We start from the raw sequence: 17,289 nt of genomic DNA, 5'->3' as shown, positions 1-17,289 counted from the left end.
CAATCAGGTTGCCGATACCGCGCCCCGCGCGCCTCGGTCTCGTCGTCGCACTGGACCATTCCGGTGCGCGGCGAGGCCATGATGCCGCAAGGAGACCGGAATGGGTTTCGGGGCCCCGCCGGTCCAGCGCGCTGGGGCGGTCATTCAAAACCGGGGAACTGCGCGGCCGCAAGGCCCGATTCCGCAAATCGCGCGTTTTCGCAGCCCAGCGGGGCCGAAATCGATGTCCACCAAGTAAGATCGGAATAGCATTCCACCGGTCCGTGAATACTTCTCACTGGACTGCATCTTTTCTCGGCGACGTGAAAAATTTCGCGCTGATTGCGAGTTTTATCGATCTTGCCGCACGATTCACCACGAACTCGCATCGGTGCAACAGACGCCGTTCATCACGGCACGACCCGGAGAACGGACATGGCGGCACCGAACGGATCGGCACCGCCATGTCGGAACGTCGCGGGCTGGATGCGGGCCGGACGTGGCTAGATCTGCGGCGGCCGGTGCTCGTACGGCGTCGACAGCACCACCGTCGTCCGCGTCGAGACCTTCGCCGCCTCCCGGATCTGCCGCAGCAGCTCCTCCAGACCCAGCGGCGAGGCCACCCGCACCTGCAGGATGTAGGACTCGTCGCCCGCCACCGAGTAGCACGACTCGATCTCCGGCAGGTGCTCCAGCCGCTGCGGGTAGTCGTCCGGCGCGGCCGGATCGATCGGCGTCAACGAGATGAACGCCGTCAGCGGCAAGCCGATCTGATCACCGTCCACTTTGGCCACGTAGCCCTGCAGCGCGCCGCGCTGCTCCAGCCGCCGCACCCGCTGGTGCACCGCCGACACGCTCAACCCGACGCGCTCGGCCAGATCGGTGAAGCTGCACCGGCCGTCGTGCGCCAGCTCCCGCAGGATCGCGCGGTCGGTCGCTTCCAGTTCGCCCGAATTCCGGTCGCTCACGCCGGCAGCACCACCAGGTCGTGCGGCTGCTCGTTCACGCTCAGGACGCCGTCCTCGGTGACCACCACGATGTCCTCGATGCGGGCGCCCCACCGGCCCGCCTGGTAGATGCCCGGCTCGATGCTGAACGCCATGCCCGGCTCCAGCTCCAGCGCGTTGCCGCCGACGATGTAGGGCTCCTCGTGCACGTCCAGCCCGATGCCGTGCCCGGTGCGGTGGATGAAGTGCTCGCCGAACCCGGCGGCCGCGATCGGTTCCCGCGCCGCGGCGTCGATCGACTCCGCGGTGGCGCCGGGGCGCACCGCCCGCACCGCCGCGTCCTGCGCCGCCTGCAGCACCGCGTAGGTCTCCGCCACGTCCGGCTGCGCCGGCTCGCCCACCGCGTAGGTGCGGGTGCAGTCCGAGTTGTAGCCGGACGCGATCGGGCCGCCGATGTCCACGACCACCACGTCACCGGCCTCGATCACCCGGTCCGACAGCGCGTGGTGCGGGCTCGCGCCGTTCGCGGCCGAACCGACGATGACGAACTCGGCCTCGACGTGGCCCTCCGCGACGATGGCCGCGGCGATGTCCGCGCCCACCTGCGCCTCAGTGCGCCCGGCGCGGAGGAACTCGCCCATCCGCGCGTGCACCCGGTCGATCGCGGCACCCGCCGTGCGCAGCGCCTCGATCTCGGCGGCGTCCTTGCGCATCCGCAGCTCGCGGAGCACCGAACCGGCCAGCACTTGCTCGGCGCCCGTCGTGGAACGCAGCGGCAGGCAGTGCAGCGCCGGCATCACGTCCGCGACGCCCAGCCGGGACGGGGTGCGGCCGCCGCGGCGCAGCAGGTCCGCGACCAGCGCGTGCGGGTCCTCACCGTCAACCCAGGTCACGACCTCGATGCCGAGCTCGTCGGCGGGCACGTCCGCGTAACCGGGCGCCTCCAGCTTCGGCAGCACCAGCACCGGGGCGGCACCGCCCGCGGCGGGCAGCACCAGGGTGCTGAGCCGCTCGAAGGACTCCCCGCGAGCACCGAGCAGGTACCGCAGGTCCGAACCGGGGGTGATCAGCAGGGCGTCCAGATCGGCGCGCGCCGCCGTCTCCGCGGCGCGGCGCAACCGGGCGGAGAACACCGCGGGATCCTGCTTGAGCGAGTCAGTGGCCATGGCCACCAAGCCTAACCGCCGGGCGCCGCGCGCCAGCTGAATGGCCCGTTCGCCCAGCCGGTTCGGGCGAATGGTCCATTCGTCCGATGCGGGACGGCGCCGTCCGGCGCGGGCCGGAGCGACCCGCCCACCGGTCGGGGGTCGGCGACGGGCCGCTCCGCACCCCGGCCGCGATGGCCGGGAAGCCGCGGTGCGCGGCGCGTGCGCACCGGGCTGCTGAGACTGTATGGCGCCGCTCGAGCCGCCTGGTGACAGTGATCTGACAGCCCTGCGGCGATCTGGCGGCCCGACCCGCCGGTCGGCGATCGGACAGCCCTGCCCGCCGGGCGGTGTCGGCCCGCCGTGACAGAGTGGGCGCCGTGACGGGTTCTGTGATGCTGATCGACTCCGCCGGGCTGTGGTTCCGCTCCTACTACGCGCTGCCCGAGTCGCTGACCTCCCCGGACGGGATTCCGGTGAACTCGGTGCGCGGGTTCTGCGACATGCTGGCGAAGCTCATCGGCGAGCGGCGGCCGACCCGCGTGGTCGCCTGCCTGGACAACGACTGGCGGCCGGCCTTCCGGGTGGCGGCGCTGCCGTCGTACAAGGCGCACCGGGTGGCCGAGGCCGACCCGGACGCCGAGGAGGTGCCGGACACCCTCGGCCCGCAGATCCCGATCATCCTGGACGTGCTGGACGCGCTCGGCGTGGCCACCGCGGAAGCCGAGGGCTACGAGGCCGACGACGTGATCGGCGTGCTCGCCGAACGGGAATCCACCGACCCGGTGGAGGTCGTCACCGGCGACCGCGACCTGTTCCAGCTGGTGCGGTCCGGTCCCGCGCCGGTGCGGGTGCGCTACGTCGGCGCCGGGCTGGCGAAGGCGCAGGACTTCGGTCCCGACGAGCTCGCCGAGCGCTACGCGCTGGACCCCGCGCGGGCGGGCGACGCCTACGCGGAGATGGCCGTGCTGCGCGGAGATCCCTCCGACGGGTTGCCCGGGGTCGCCGGGATCGGCGAGAAGACGGCCGCGAAGCTGATCACCGAGTTCGGTTCGCTGGCGGCGCTGCTGGCGGCGTCCGAGCAGGGCGACCGGCGGCTCACGCCCCGGGTGCGCGGCAAGCTCGCCGAGGCCGCCGAGTACCTGGCCGCCGCGCCCGCCGTGGTGCGGGTGGTGCGGGACGCGCCGGTGGTGCTGGACCGGCCGGACCCGGTGCCCGCCGCGCCCGCCGACCCGGACCGGCTCGCCGAGCTCGGCGCCCGCTGGGGCCTCGGCGGCCCGCTGGACCGCCTCATCGCCGCGCTCTGACACCGGGCACAGCCCGTTCGGCCGCCGGGAAGGGTCAGAACCCGGTTCCGCACCACGGGAGGCGCGGGGTGGCGAAGAGGGCGTCGGCGGCGGGAACGGCCGCCGGGTCGTGGACGTCGATGCGGTTCGCCGCCACGAGGGTGCTCGGGGCGACGTCGCCCAGGTACAGCGACCCCAGCACGTCCACGTCCAGGCTCAGCTGCGGCGCGTCCGCCACCGGTTCCGCGCCGCCCGGGCCGATCCGGTAGGCGCCCGAGTTCTGCGGCAGGAACGCGTCCCGCACCTCCACGACGACCGCGGCCGCCGCGCCGTAGGACCGCGCGGCCAGCGCCGCGGGCACGTCCACCAGCCGCACCCACAGGTCGTCGTCCACCCGGTCCACGCCGTACCCGCGCCGGTCCGCCAGCCACCACGGCATCGGCTCGTCCAACGGCCGGTCCACCGCGATCACCGAGGTCGCCAGGTCCAGTCCCAGCAGGAACCGCCACAGCGAGGCGACGGCGGTGTCGTCCGCGCCGTGCAGGTCGCTCACCTGGATCTGGACGGCGCCGTCGCCGAACTGGTGGTCCGCCTTCGACGGCTCCCACAGCGCGAAGCCGTCGTCGGTGCCGGACTCGTCGGAGTGCACCGCGACCCGCAGCGTTCCGCCGTTCTCCACCGCGGCGCCCAGCCGCGTGGTCCACCAGCCGTCGCTGCGCGCCATGAGCCCCGGCCTGCCGGTGCCGATGCGGGCGTACAGCTCCGGCAGCAGCTTCTCCGCCGCGATCCCGTCCACCAGCCGCACCTGCCCGCCGACCGGAGCGTCCGGGCGCAGCTCGGCGTGCGTGCGCGCCACCCGGGCCCGCTGCGAACGGGTGCCGAGGCCGTAGCCGAAGCGGGGGTAGATCCGCGTCTCGGAGGCGTGCAGCATCGCCAGCGGCTCCCCGCGCTCGCGCAGGTCGGCCAGCTGCGCGCGCATCAGCTCCCGCAGCAGGCCGCGCCGGGTGCGGTCGGCGCGCACCGCCACCCCCGTCACCGCGGCGGCGGGCAGCACCGCGCCACCGGGCACCTCCAGCGTGGAAGGCAGCGACAGGGCGGTGCCCGCGAGCTCGCCGTCGAGGAACGCGCCGAGCACCCGGCCCGGCTCGTACCGGGCCACCGAGCGGCGCCAGCGGTCGTCGCCGACGCGCTGCGGTTCGTGCAGGGCGGTCACGAACAGGTCGAAGCTCGGGCGGTACTCGGATTCGGCCAGCGGCCGCACGTGGACGTCGGTCACGCCTGCATCCTGCCCAGCACCGCCGAGTTCGTCGAGCGAATTCCCCGCCGACTACCGCGGGTAGCCCACCTCGTAGATGCCGGAGGAGTCCCGGACGGTCACCGACACCGGCTTGGTCCCGCCGCCGAGGGTCACCTGGCAGTCGAAGCGGTTCCCGGCGACGACCTCCTGGCCCGCCGGGCAGCTCACCGATTCGACGGTGCCCAGGTGGTAGGAGTCGCGCAGCGTCTGCTCCACCCCCCGTTGCAGGCCGTCCGCGTCGAACCGGTCGTGCACCAGCACGCCGGGGTGCACGAAACCGACGACGGCGAGCGATCCGGCGACGGTCACGAGGACCGCGCCGCCGAACACCCACGGCACCTTCGACCTCGTGCGCGGTGCCGACGGCGGGGCGGAGCCGCGGCCGGGCGGGCCGACGACGATCGGCGGCAGGTTCGGGGCGGTCGACTCGGCGCCGGTGGCCCGCGGGCGGGCGCCCGCGTCGCCGGTGCGGGGCCGGGTGTCCTGGTTCGCGCCGCCGGGCCTGCGGTCCGGTCCCGGTTGCTGCGGGGCGGATTCCCCTTGCCGCGGGTGGGCTTGCTGCTGCCGCGGGTGCTGGGTCCGGACGGTCTGCTGCTGCGACTGGTGCGAGGCCTGCTGCTGCGCCGACTGGTTCTGGTGCTGCTGCGCTTGTTGTTGCTGCGCCTGCTGGTTCTGCGTCGGCTGGTTCTGCGTCGGCTGGTTGGGCGTCGGCTGGTTCCGGGCCTGCTGCTGCGCCGGCGGCTGGGCCTGGCCGGGCTGCGTCTGCCCGGACCCGCCCTGCTCCGGCCTGCCCTGTTCCGGCCTGCCTTGCTCGGGACCGCCCTGCCCGGGCCTGCCCTGGCCCGGCCGCCCGGGACGACGGCCGGGGACCGGGAGACCGGGGTTGGTCCGCTGGCCGACACCGGCCGCGGAACCGGGGTGCCCTTGCGCCGGCCGACCGCCCTGCGGGGACGGGCCGTTGGGGCCGCTCATCTGGTACCTCCGGGAAAGCTGAGAGTTCTGCGGTGCGCGACCCCCGACGCACCGCTCCCCCGAATCCAATCACAGCGCGCCACCGCGCCATGACCCCCGCCGGGTCCGCCTCGATTCAGCCGCCGCCGCAACCGATCCCGGCGCGGCGGCCGATCAGACCGCGCCCGCGGCGACGACCCCCCGGCGGATCGCGGTGACGGCCTTCGCCGCCGCCGCGCCCACCGGATCGGACTTGCCGGTGACGTCGCGGATCTGGTCGAGCAGGTCCACCACCTGGCGGCACCAGCGCACGAAGTCACCCGCGGACAGCTCGTGCCCGGTGGACTCGGCGGCGGTGAGCACCCGCTCCAGGGATTCGCCGCGCGCCCACCGGTACACCGGCCACGCGAACCCGGCATCGGGCTCGCGGGTGCGGTCCAGCTTGTGCCTGCGCTCGTCCTCTTCCAGCTCGCCCCACACGTCCCAGGTCTTGTCCAGCACGTCGGCCACCGCACCCGACGGCACCGGCGGCGAGACCGCGCCCTCCCGCCGGGTCTCGTAGACGAGCGCGGACACCACGGCCGCGAGTTCCGCGGGCTGCAAGGACTTCCAGATCCCGGCGCGCAGGCATTCCGCGGCCAGCAGGTCCGATTCGCTGTAGAGCCGGGTGAGCCGCCTGCCGTTCTCGGTGACCGGCTGCTCCGGATCGTCCGGCGCCACGTAGTCCCGCTCCGCGAGCAGGCCGATGATCCGGTCGAACGCGCGCGCCAGCGAGTGCGTGGTGGTGGAGACCTTGCGCCGCAGGTGCTCGGTCTCCGAGCGCAGCCGCTCGTGCCGCTCGGCCCAGCGGGCGTGCTTCTCCCGCTCGTCGCAGCCGTGGCAGGGGTGCGCCTTCAGCGCGCGGCGCAGGCTGGCCAGCTCGGCGTCGTCGCCGACGTCGGACCGGCGCCCGCCGCGCCCGCCCACCGAGATCCCGGTGTCCCGCAGGCTCGAAGCCAGGTCGCGGCGGGACTTCGGGGAGCGGGTGTCCACGTGCTTGGGCAGCCGCATCCGGCCCAGCGCCTCCACCGGGGAGGTGAAGTCGGCGACGGACAACCGGCCGGACCAGCGGTCCTCGGTGACCACCAGCGGACGCGGCTCCCCCATCGGTTCCAGACCGGGGTCGATCACCACGGCCAGCCCGGAGCGGCGACCTGCGGGCACCTGGATGACGTCGCCCTTGCGCAGGTTCTCCAGCGACTTCGCCGCCTCCGCCCGCTTGGACGCCCGGTTCTGCCTGGCCAGCACCTTCTCCCGCTCGGAGATGCGCCGGCGCAGCGCGAAGTACTCGGCGAAATCGCCGAGGTGGCAGGTCATCGACTCGGCGTAGCCCTCCAGGGCTTCCGCGTTGCGGTCCACCCGCCGCGACAGGCCGACCACCGAGCGGTCCGCCTGGAACTGCGCGAACGACTGCTCCAGCAGGTCCCGCGCCGCATCCCGGCCCACCCGCTGCACCAGGTTCACGGCCATGTTGTAGCCGGGCCGGAACGAGGAGCGCAGCGGATAGGTGCGGGTCGAGGCGAGCCCGGCGACCTGCTTCGGGTCCATGCCCGGCTGCCACACCACCACCGCGTGGCCTTCGATGTCGATGCCGCGGCGGCCCGCGCGGCCGGTGAGCTGGGTGTACTCGCCGGGCGTGAGGTCGACGTGCGATTCGCCGTTGAACTTGACCAGCCGCTCCAGCACCACGGTGCGGGCGGGCATGTTGATGCCGAGGGCGAGGGTCTCGGTGGCGAACACGGCCTTCACCAGGCCGCGGACGAACAGCTCCTCCACCGTCTCCTTGAACGCGGGCAGCAGCCCGGCGTGGTGCGCGGCGACCCCGCGCTCCAGCGCGTCGCGCCACTCCCAGTAGCCGAGCACCGTCAGGTCCGCCTCGGGCAGCGAGCTGGTGTGCTCGTCGATTACCTCGCGGATCTCGTCCAGCTCGTGCTCACCGGTGAGCCGCAGCCCGGCGCGCATGCACTGGGTGACCGCGGCGTCGCAACCGGCGCGGCTGAAGATGAACACGATCGCGGGCAGCAGGCCCGCCGAGTTCAGGCTGTCCAGGATCTCCACCCGCGACGGCGCGAAGAACCGCGGTGGCCGGGCGCCCTTGCGCTTGCCGCCGCCGGGGCCGCCGCGGCCGCGGCCGTACGGCGAGTGCACCCGGGACAGCTCCTGGGTGTGGCGCAGCAGCCGCGGGTTCAGCGTCAGCTCCCGCTCGGAGGTCTCGCCGCCGAACAGGTCGAACATCCGGGAGCCGACCTGCATGTGCTGCCACAGCGGCACCGGGCGGTGCTCGTCCACGACGACGGTGGTGTCGCCGCGCACCGCCACCAGCCACTCGCCGAACTCCTCGGCGTTGCTGACCGTCGCGGACAGGCTGGCCAGCTGCACGTGCTGCGGCAGATGCAGGATCACCTCTTCCCAGACGGCGCCGCGGAACCGGTCGGCGAGGTAGTGCACCTCGTCCATCACCACGTAGCCGAGCTGGTCGATGCCGCGCGAGCCCGCGTAGAGCATGTTGCGCAGCACCTCGGTGGTCATCACCACGACCTGCGCGTCGCCGTTGATGGAGGTGTCCCCGGTGAGCAGGCCGACCGCGTCCTCGCCGTAGCGCTCGCAGAGGTCGGCGAACTTCTGGTTGGACAGCGCCTTGATCGGGGTGGTGTAGAAGCAGCGGCGGCCCTCGGACAGCGCCAGGTGCACCGCGAACTCGCCGACCACCGTCTTGCCCGCGCCGGTGGGCGCGCACACCAGCACGCCGTGGCCGGATTCGAGGGCCTGGCAGGAGGTGCGCTGGAACGCGTCCAGTTCGAAGTTCATCGAGCCCGCGAACTCGGCGAACTTCGGGTGCGCGCTGCGGCGGCGGTGCGCGGCGTAGGACTCGGCGGGCGAGGCGGGTGCGTCGCCCGGGGCCGCGCGGCGGGCGTTCTCGCCGGTGGAGCGGCCGCGGCGGGCCTCGTCCGCGACGGGGCCGTCACCTCGGTCCTGCTCCGGAGCGGAGCGGTCGTCCCGGTCCTGCTCCCCGGTCGAGCGGTCGTCCCGGTTCCGCTCGTCGGCGGACCGGTCCTCCCGGCTCGGCCCACCTGCGGACCGGGCGCCCCGGTCCTGCTCACCGGTGCGGCGGCCGCCCCGGGTCCGGTTGCGGCGCGGGGCTCCCCCGCTCCCGCGGGACGCGTCGGCGGAACCGGGCTCCACCGCGGGCGGGTTCTCGGCGGCCGGGTCACCCGGCGAACCGGGGTTCTTCTCATCCGATCCCGAGCGATCCGGATGCGACATGTCGGAGTGCGAACGGCTCACAGCCACCCTGACAGGCTTTCACATCGCACCGACCGTCGTCGCACGCGCAGTGCTCCGGCCACGTCCCGGGGCGCCGAGGTGAACGGCCCGTCCGAGCGGCGTGCGCGGGCGAACGGGCCGTTCACCTGGGGCGAACGAGCAGCTCAGGCCGCGTCGATCTTGGCGGCGGCCGGGGCGAGCACCTGCAGCGCGGCGGGCTGGCAGCGCAGGCTCACCGGCAGCCTGGCCTGCGGTTCGCCGTCGGCGAACGCGGTCCAGCCGTTGCCGCCGCCGAGCCGCACCGAACGGGCCCGCAGCGTGCGCACCGCCGGGTGCTCGACGTGCTTGCCGCTGCGGATCGCGGGCAGCACCCGCAGCAGGTCGGCGCGGCCGACCTCCCCGACGACCGTCACGTCGAACAGCCCGTCGGTCGGGTCCGCGTCCGGGCAGATCGGCACCCCGCCGCCGTAGTAGGGGGTGTTGCCGACGGCCACGCAGGTCGCGGCCACGTCGAGCACCACGTTGTCCGCTTCCACGCGCAGCGGCATGGCCTGCAGCCGCGCGATCTCGTGCAGCACCGCCACGTCGTAGCGGGCGCGCCCGATGGGCAGCCGGGAGCGGTTCGCCCGGCCGTTGACCTGGGCGTCGAACCCGGCGCACAGCACGGTCGCGAACCGCTGGCCGCCGACCACGCGGCCCAGGTCCAGCGCCCTGCGGTGCCCGCCCTGGACGGCGTCGGTGGCGGCGCGGGCGGCCTCCAACGGGTCGGTGGGCAGGCCGAGCGCGCGGGCCAGGTCGTTGCCGGTGCCGACCGGGATGATCGCCAGCGCGGTGCGCGCCCCGGCGCAGACCTGCACCGCGGCGTGCGCGGCACCGTCCCCGCCGACCACGGCCAGCACGTCGACGTCGTCGCCCACCGCGGCGCGGGCGGCGCTCGCGAACTCGGCGGCGTCGGCGGCGACCACGACCCGGACCGCGGAGACCACGCGGAACCGCCGCACGGCCTGCGCGGCGATGGCCGCGGCGCGGCCCCGGCCGGAAGCTGGATTGATCAACACCACGGTGCGCATGGGGCAACATCGTGGCCCACGCCCCCGTCACGTGACCAGCGCCCCTCCGGCGCCGCCGGTCAGCGGCGGCCGTTCGCGCCGAAATCCGGGGTGGACTCGTCCAACCGGACGAGGCCTTCGAGCGCGCGCGACACCCCCCGCAGCGGGGGTTCCGCGACGCGGTGCTGCTCGTGGCCCGCCGCCTGCGGCAGGTGCGGTGCGCGGGCGGCCGGGCGGGCCGGACCCGCGCAGGCGCGCTCGGCGGCCCGCACCGGGCTCGGCCACGCCGGTTCCTCCGCGCGAAACCGCTCCTCCGCGAACAGCCGCGGCAGCTCCGCGAGGGCGTAGCGCCCGCCGCCCGCCGCGCAGTCCAGCAGCCCGAGGTCCACCAGTTCCTCCAGCGCCCGCTCGGCGGAGTCCACGTCCAGCTCCGCGAGCAGCGCCGCCCGCCGCACCGTGATCTCCGCGTCCGCGCCGAGCGCCAGCCGCCGGAACACGACCTTGGCCGGCTGCCCGCACCGCCGGTGCGCCGCCTCGAAGGAGGGCCGCACCCCCAGATCGCCCGCGGTGAGCGCGTCGAGCCGCCTGCGCCGGTCCCCCAGCAACCGCAGCAGGTCGGACACCCGCCAGGTGGGGCGCCCGGCGAGCCGGTTGCCCGCGATGCGCAGCGCCAGCGGCAGGTACCCGCACACCTCGGCCAGCGCCAGGCTCGCCGACGGTTCGCGGCGCACCCGCTCGGCTCCGGCGATGCCGCCGAGCAGCCGCACCGCGTCGGCCGGGGCGAGCACGTCCAGCGGTATCCGCGTCACCGATTCCAGCCCGGCCAGCCCGCCTCGCCCGGCGATGAGCAGCAGGCAGTCCGGGTTGCTGGGCAGCAGCGGCCGCACCTGCGCTTCGTCGGTGACGTCGTCGAGCACCACCAGCACCGCCCGGTCCCGCAGCAGCGACCGGTACAGGCTGGAGCGCGCGTCGGTGCCGGTCGGCAACCGGTGCTCGGCGACGCCGAGCGCGCGCAGCACCACGCCGAGCGCGTCCGCAGGCGGCACCCGCCCGTTCCGGTGCATGGGCAGGAAGAAGCAGCCGTCGGGGTAGCGCTCGGCGAGCCGGTGCGCGGTGTGCACCAGGAACGTGGACTTGCCGACGCCGGGCGCTCCGGTGACGGCGACGGCGGGGGCGCTGCGCGGGCGGCGCGACGCGGCCAGCGCGGACCGCAGCTCGTCGGTCGCACGTTCGCGGCCGGTGAGGTCGGCGATCTCGGGCGGCGGGGCGCACAGCAGCCCGCCCCAGTCCGGGTCGGCCGCGGGTGGCGCGGCGTCCGGGCGCGGCAGCAGGTTCCGCAGTTCCGCTTCGTCGGTGGCGAGGGCCGCCGCGAGCGAGCGCAGCGTCCGGGCCTGCGGGCGCGCGACCCGCCCGCGTTCCATGTCGCCGATGGCGCGGGCGCTGATGCCGGTGCGGCGGGCCAGTTCCTCCTGGGTGAGCCCGGCGCGGGCGCGGCGCCGCCGGAGCACGGTCCCGAAACCGGGGTGCGGGGTGTCGCCGGGACCGACCTGCGCCATCTACCCCACCACTTCTTCCGCAGCGGCGGACCCGGTCCGCCGACGTGCCCTGCCGGAATTCCGACCGCCGCGCTGCGGTGCGAACTTCTTTCCCGACGCCCCCCGGCGCTCTCCGGACACCATTATCCGGTGCCGCGTCGCGCCGCACAACGCCCGGGGACTCGCGATTCCCTTTCCCGCGGATCCGTTGTCACCGGGCGCATTCCGGCCGCTCGAATGGACGCATCCGAATGGCAGCGGAAAGACACTCGATCAGCCGAGCGGCGCCGCCGGACCGGAAGAAATCGGCACCCCGGTTCTTCCGGTGGATCTTCCTGGCCGGGCTCGGCATTTCGTGCTTCGCTGGATCAGGGGGGCGCCGGTCGGGCGGCGTGCGATCGATTCGGGGAGGGATGCGCATGCCGGGGCACCGTGCGGGCCATCGGCGCTGGTGCGACCGGCGTTCGCGATACTTCGGCGGAATGCCGGAATTCGGGAGTTCCGGATCATCTCGGCACATCGCGCAGCACACCGCTCACGTTGAGCACCTCCCGGCACCGGTCCGCGCGCTGACCGGACGGCGGAGTTCCGGGCAGGCTGCAATTCACCTGTCCGACGACTCGCCCTTCCGCCGGTACCGCGATCGGTGTGACCCAGTGGTAGTCCTGGTTCCGGAACGTTTCCAGCGCGATCACGCTGATCTGGCGGCCGCCGAACCAAATGGTGAGAACGCCTTCGTCCCCTTGGTAGTTCGCCAACACCAAGTCGGTGATGAAGAACACCTTGCCCTCCGGAACGATGTACGGCTCCGCCGCGCTGCCTCCGCCATTCGTGGTCACTCGAATGGTCGTGGAGAACTGCCCGCCGTCCGGCGCCGTATTGCTCCCGGGTGGAACCGCTCCGGGCGGCTGGCCCTGCTGCTGGTCCCCGCCCGGTTCCTGCGCGGGCGGCTGTTCGGGTTGCGGCTGCGGGGGCGGGGCGAGTTCGCCGTTGCGCGCCAGCTCCTGCGCCCGTTCTTCCGCGGCTTCCCTCGCCGCCGACTCCAGCGCCGGTTTCATCAGCGCGAACCAGGCGAGCACGAGCGCCAGCAGCAGCGCCAGCAACGCCAGCAGCCACTTCGGCAGGATCGGCAGCTGGTGCAGCTCGCCGTCCAGCTGTTCCGGGTACGCGTCGAGCCCCGGTGCAGGCAGCGGGCCGGCCCCCGTCGGCACCGGCGCCGCGTCGTGGACGGCGATCGGCGAGGCGGTGACGATGAACGGCGTGTGCACCGGTTTCCCGAACCAGAGGAGCTTCGGGGCGCGCGCCCGCAGCCGCACCTCCACCTGGTCGTCCGGGTCCACCCGCAGCCGGGTCTCCTCCAGCCGGAAGCGGAGTTCCTCGGCGGCGTCGCTCGGTTCCAGGGGCACGTCGACCGGCGTGTTGCCCTGGTTGTGCAGCATCACGTCGTAGCGGCCGGTGAGCCAGGCGCGGCGGCGCTGCGGCGCGAGCCACGCGCGCAGCTGCTGGAACGGTTCGATGTGCACCGTCGTCTCGGGCACCGCGGCCAGGTCCGGTCGTTCCACCGGGGTGACCCGCACCCCCAGCGGCACTTCCCCCGCGGGCGCCTCGGGAGACCTCGGCGGGCGCAGCACCAGCGTCACGCTGCCCCGCGTCCCCGGGTAGAGCGAGAGCCGCGCCGGTTCGACGACCGTCCACGGCGCGCAGCGGCCGACGACCTCGAACTCGTAGGCCTCCACGATGTCGGTGCCGTTGTGCACGGTCAGGGTCGTGGTGGCCTCCCCTCCCGGGGCGACCACGATCGTCTCGTTCTCCCACTCAGCTGAGGTGCTCACCCGACGAAAGCTAGGTGCCCCCGGCCGTCCGCGGCAGGGCCGCGCGGGCAGCGGGCGGGCAAGGCGGCTGCCCGCAACGACGCAACTCCACTGCCCGGACCTCCCGGACACTCCACCCGAGGTGAGGAGACAGCGCACATGACCACGAGAGTGCCCGTCGCGGTGCACGCGGGCGATCCGCTGCTGCACGCGGGCGTGACCGCGCAGCTGCGCCCACGTCCCGAGGTGGACGTGCTGAAGCTCGACGAGCACGAACGAGCCCAGGTGTCGCTGGTCGTGGTGGACCGGGTGGACGACGAGGCGGTGCTGCTGCTGCGGCGGCTGCAGCGGACGCCGAGCACCCGCACCGGACTCATCGTCGGCGAGTTCGGGCAGAACGCGCTGCGCATCGTCATCGAGTGCGGGGTGTCCGCGGTGCTGCGGCGGGCGGAGGCCGAGCAGGACCGGGTCGTCGGGCTGATCACCGCCCTGGTGCGCGGGGAGAGCATGCTGCCCGGCGACATGCTCTCCCGGCTGCTGGACCACGTGGGCCGGTTGCAGCGCAATTCCGCCGACGCCGCGCAGGGGTTCAACCTGTCGACGTTGACGGCGCGGGAGGTGGAGGTGCTGCGGCTGATCTCGGAGGGCTTCGACACCGGGGAGATCGCGGTGAAGATGTCGTATTCGGAGCGCACGGTGAAGAACATCCTGCACGAGGTCACCACCCGCCTGCAGCTGCGCAACCGCGCGCACGCGGTGGGCCACGTGATGCGGCAGGGACTGATCTGACCCGCCCCGGGTTGCCCGAAAGTCCCCCGCGGGCTTCCCGTTCCGGTGCCTGACCGGACCTCCCGGGTGCCCCCGCCGACGGACAGGATCAGTGCGGGTGCCGAGCTCGGAGGTGGGGAATGCAGGTGTCGGGCGCGTTCCGGCGCGGGTGGATGCGCGTCGGGGGCGCCTTGCTCGGGGTGCTCGTGGTGCTGTGCGGGCTGATCTGGTTGCCGCCCGCGACGGCGCAGCAGGAGCCGGAGGACCCGCCGCCGGGGCGCATCGCGTTCTCGGGGCCGGGCCACCGCAGCATCGGGTCGGTCGACGACACCTCCGGGTCGGCGGACGGGAAGACCTCGGAACCGCTGCTGGCGGAGCGGCCCGCGCACTTCGACCAGGATCCGGCCACCCGCGGCGACCTCGTGGTGTTCACCAGCCTCCGCGACGAGGCCACCGCGCAGGTGTACCTGCGCGACGGGGCGGGCGAGGTGCGCCGGTTGACCGAAGGCCGGGACGCCGCGCATCCGAAGCTGTCCCCGGACGGGCGCTGGGTGGTGTTCGACTCCGCGGAACCGGCCGGCGGGCAACGCACGCAGCGGGACCTGTGGCGGGTGCGGACCGACGGGACCCAGCTGACCCGGCTGACCACCTCCGCGTCGGACGAGACGTGGCCGTCGTTCTCCCCGGACGGCGAGCGGATCGCGTTCGCCGGGAACGCGTCGGGACGCTGGCAGATCTACACCCGCGAGGTCACCGGCGCGTTCGCCCAGCAGCGCACCAGGGAACCGAGCGGGGCCGCGGTGCAGCCCGCGTGGAACCCGGTGGACGAGGACCGGATCGCCTACACCTTCGACCCGGACGGGAACCTCTCGGACAGCTACGACCAGCAGGTGCGAGTGCTGTCGAGCTCGGGACAGACCACCGGGGACGCGCTGCTCGGCGGCGACCAGGCCGCGTGGACGAGCTTCTGGCCGGTGTGGCGGGCGGACGGCGAGTGCCTGCTGTTCCTGAGCCACGACCTGCCGAGCGGGCGGTTCACCACGAACTACGTGTACCGGGTGGACGTGCCGAGCGCGCCCACCTCGAACACGCCGGTGCTCATGCTCGACGAGGTGCGGGAGGTCGACTCCCCCGCGCTGCTGCCGGGCGGGCGGCTGCTGGTGGCCCGCACGACGGCGTGCTGCTTCAACGTGGCTCAGCTGCAGGACATCCGCCCCGACGGCAGCGATCCGCGCAGCCTCGGCGTGGACGTGCTGCACGAGGACCCGGCGGCGGCGGACGACTCCAGCAAGCTGTTCGAGCCGGATCCGAAGTACGACCCGTGGACGCAGCGGCAGTCCTACTCCCCCGACGGCGCGACGCTCGCGGTGAGCGTGTTCAGCGGACCGCAGGGCGACCGGCGGCAGCGCATCCAGCTGGTGGACGCGGACGGCTCGAACCGGCGCGAACTGCCCATCGCGGACCGGAAGCAGGGCGATTGGGAGACCGACGCCGCCTGGTCCCCGGACGGCACGAAGATGGCGGTGGCGCGCCGCTCCCCCGGCGGCCAGCCCGGTGATCAGAACCGAGGCAAGAGCCGGATCGTGATCGTGGAAGTGGCCACCGGCAAGGTCCTCGACCGGGTGCCGGTGCGGAACGAGGCGGAGGACGACACCCAGCCGGTCTTCTCCCCCGACGGGCAGCGGCTCGCGTTCAGCCGCGGGCAGCTGATCGTGCCGGACGAGCAGCGCTACAACCACATCTGGTTCGCCCAGGTCGGCGACCTGGATCAGCAGCGCAACGTCACCGAGCACCTGTGCGACTGCCCGCAGCGGGTGGTCGACGACAGCGCCGCGTTCTCCCCGGACGGCGAGAGCCTGGCGTTCAACCGGGAACCGCACGGGCTGTACCGCTACGAGATCGACGACCAGTCCTGCTCGGTGCTCCTGCCGGAGTCCGAGGACGCCTGCCGCGACAAACCGGGGGAAGGCGGCGATCCACCGGAGCACTTCCAGCCGCGGGACCTCAGCTGGTCCCCGGACGGGAGCAGCGCGGTGTTCTCCGAGCGGGCCGACGTCAACGCCCCCGAACACCAGTCCATAGTGGACATGCAGACCGGCCGGATCACCCAGCTCACCCAGGGTTTCCCCGGCAGGCAGAAGGAAGCCACCTGGCAGGCCACGGTCGACGTGAGCGTGTCCGCACCGGAGCGCACCGACGAGATCGACGTGGGCGACGAGGTGCGGATCTCGGCGCAGATCACCAACAACGGCCCCGCCTCCGCACCGCGCACGACCGCCGAGCTCACCGTGCCGGACGGCGCGCGGCTGACCGGGATCGACTCCACCGAGGGCAGCTGCGGAGAGGGCGGGAAGTGCGATCTGGGCCTGCTCGAACCGGACCAGCAGGTGCGGGTGACCGCGACCGTCGTCGGCGTGCGGGGCGGTGACCAGCGGCTCCGCTGGCGCGCGGAGAGCCGGATGCGGGACAGCAGGCCCGCCGACAACACCGCCACCACCATCGTGCCGGTCGTGGCGGCGGAGCCCCCGCCACCTCCACCGCCTCCGCCACCACCGCCGCCCGCGGCCCCGGGCGTGACGGTGCGGGTCGATCCGAACCCGTCCTACGTGGGCGGCCGCACCGACGTGACGTTCACGGTGCGCAACGCGGGCCGCTCGACCGCCACCGGGTTGACGCTGGACATGGCGCTACCGCCGGGGATTCCGGTGCGGGCGCTGCCGCCGGGCTGCTCCGCGAGCCAGTGCCTGCTGCCGGACCTGCCGCCGGGCGCGGAACGGCCGGTGCGGCTCCTGCTGGCGCCGGACGCCGCGCTGGACGGCCAGATCACCGGCACGCTGCGCACCACCGGCACCGACACGACCCCGGCGGACAACGTGGCGCGCGCCCCGTACCGGGTGCTGCAACCGCGGATCATCGCGGTGCCGGAAGTCGGTGAGCCCGGATTCGTGACCTCGGTGCGCGGCTTCGACTTCCCGCCGGGGGTGCCGGTGCGGCTGAACTGGACGCCGGGGATCACCGCGGCCGCCGCACCCACGTTCCCCGGCGCCGACGGGAGGTTCGCGGCGCAGCTGCTGATCCTGCCGAAGGACCGGCTCGGCCCGCGCGACATCACCGCCGCAGGCGCCGGCTTCAGCCCGGTCCACATCCCGGAACCGTTCCTGGTCGTCGCGCCCGGGGTGCCGCCGCCGCTGGTGGGACGGCGGTGACCCCGGCCCGCT

The 17,289-nt window shown here is 74.0% G+C and carries 11 protein-coding genes; 3 read left to right on the top strand and 8 right to left on the bottom strand.

Annotated features, from left to right (window positions below; genetic code table 11):
- Positions 1 to 482 precede the first annotated feature (482 nt).
- Positions 483 to 947, bottom strand: coding sequence for an Lrp/AsnC family transcriptional regulator (locus AC29IT_RS10150; protein WP_374108128.1), 465 nt, complete (start codon positions 945 to 947; stop codon positions 483 to 485).
- On the bottom strand, positions 944 to 2,092 hold the full coding sequence (locus AC29IT_RS10145) for a M24 family metallopeptidase (protein WP_488218526.1): 1,149 nt from the start codon (positions 2,090 to 2,092) through the stop codon (positions 944 to 946). Before AC29IT_RS10145 ends, AC29IT_RS10150 begins: the two co-directional genes overlap by 4 nt.
- A gap of 374 nt (positions 2,093 to 2,466) precedes the next feature.
- On the opposite strand from AC29IT_RS10145, the gene AC29IT_RS10140 reads away from it, so the two are divergent.
- Positions 2,467 to 3,378 (top strand): 5'-3' exonuclease, encoded by a 912-nt coding sequence (locus AC29IT_RS10140; RefSeq protein WP_488218584.1) that lies wholly within the window; start codon positions 2,467 to 2,469, stop codon positions 3,376 to 3,378.
- A 34-nt stretch (positions 3,379 to 3,412) separates the two neighbouring features.
- Here AC29IT_RS10140 and AC29IT_RS10135 read toward each other — a convergent pair whose 3' ends face one another.
- From AC29IT_RS10135 to AC29IT_RS10110, 6 genes are all read right to left on the bottom strand, one after another.
- A complete protein-coding gene (locus AC29IT_RS10135; protein WP_358441203.1) occupies positions 3,413 to 4,633 on the bottom strand; it encodes a GNAT family N-acetyltransferase in 1,221 nt (406 codons plus the stop codon).
- A gap of 51 nt (positions 4,634 to 4,684) precedes the next feature.
- Positions 4,685 to 5,626: a DUF4333 domain-containing protein gene (locus AC29IT_RS10130; protein WP_488218525.1), complete on the bottom strand. Its 942-nt coding sequence runs from the start codon at positions 5,624 to 5,626 to the stop codon at positions 4,685 to 4,687.
- A 153-nt stretch (positions 5,627 to 5,779) separates the two neighbouring features.
- On the bottom strand, positions 5,780 to 8,908 hold the full coding sequence (locus AC29IT_RS10125) for a DEAD/DEAH box helicase (protein WP_488218524.1): 3,129 nt from the start codon (positions 8,906 to 8,908) through the stop codon (positions 5,780 to 5,782).
- A 164-nt stretch (positions 8,909 to 9,072) separates the two neighbouring features.
- Complete coding sequence (locus tag AC29IT_RS10120; RefSeq protein ID WP_488218523.1) at positions 9,073 to 9,978, bottom strand: diacylglycerol/lipid kinase family protein; 906 nt, start codon at positions 9,976 to 9,978, stop codon at positions 9,073 to 9,075.
- Positions 9,979 to 10,037: 59 nt separating this feature from the next.
- On the bottom strand, positions 10,038 to 11,513 hold the full coding sequence (locus AC29IT_RS10115; protein WP_488218522.1) for a helix-turn-helix domain-containing protein: 1,476 nt from the start codon (positions 11,511 to 11,513) through the stop codon (positions 10,038 to 10,040).
- 485 nt (positions 11,514 to 11,998) lie between these two features.
- Positions 11,999 to 13,324, bottom strand: coding sequence for a COG1470 family protein (locus tag AC29IT_RS10110; RefSeq protein WP_358441190.1), 1,326 nt, complete (start codon positions 13,322 to 13,324; stop codon positions 11,999 to 12,001).
- Between the two features lie 138 nt (positions 13,325 to 13,462).
- Here AC29IT_RS10110 and AC29IT_RS10105 point away from each other — a divergent pair, with 138 nt between their 5' ends.
- Both AC29IT_RS10105 and AC29IT_RS10100 read left to right on the top strand, forming a co-directional pair.
- A complete protein-coding gene (locus tag AC29IT_RS10105) occupies positions 13,463 to 14,092 on the top strand; it encodes a helix-turn-helix transcriptional regulator (RefSeq protein WP_358441187.1) in 630 nt (209 codons plus the stop codon).
- Between the two features lie 119 nt (positions 14,093 to 14,211).
- Positions 14,212 to 17,277 carry a hypothetical protein gene (locus AC29IT_RS10100; protein WP_488218521.1) on the top strand — a complete coding sequence of 1,022 codons (3,066 nt, stop codon included), beginning with the start codon at positions 14,212 to 14,214 and terminating at the stop codon, positions 17,275 to 17,277.
- Positions 17,278 to 17,289: the final 12 nt, after the last annotated feature.

The sequence above is a fragment of the Saccharopolyspora sp. MMCC62 genome, from assembly GCF_057736575.1.
The sequence above is the reverse complement of the archived record's forward strand: the minus strand, read 5'-3'. Positions and strand labels throughout refer to the sequence as shown.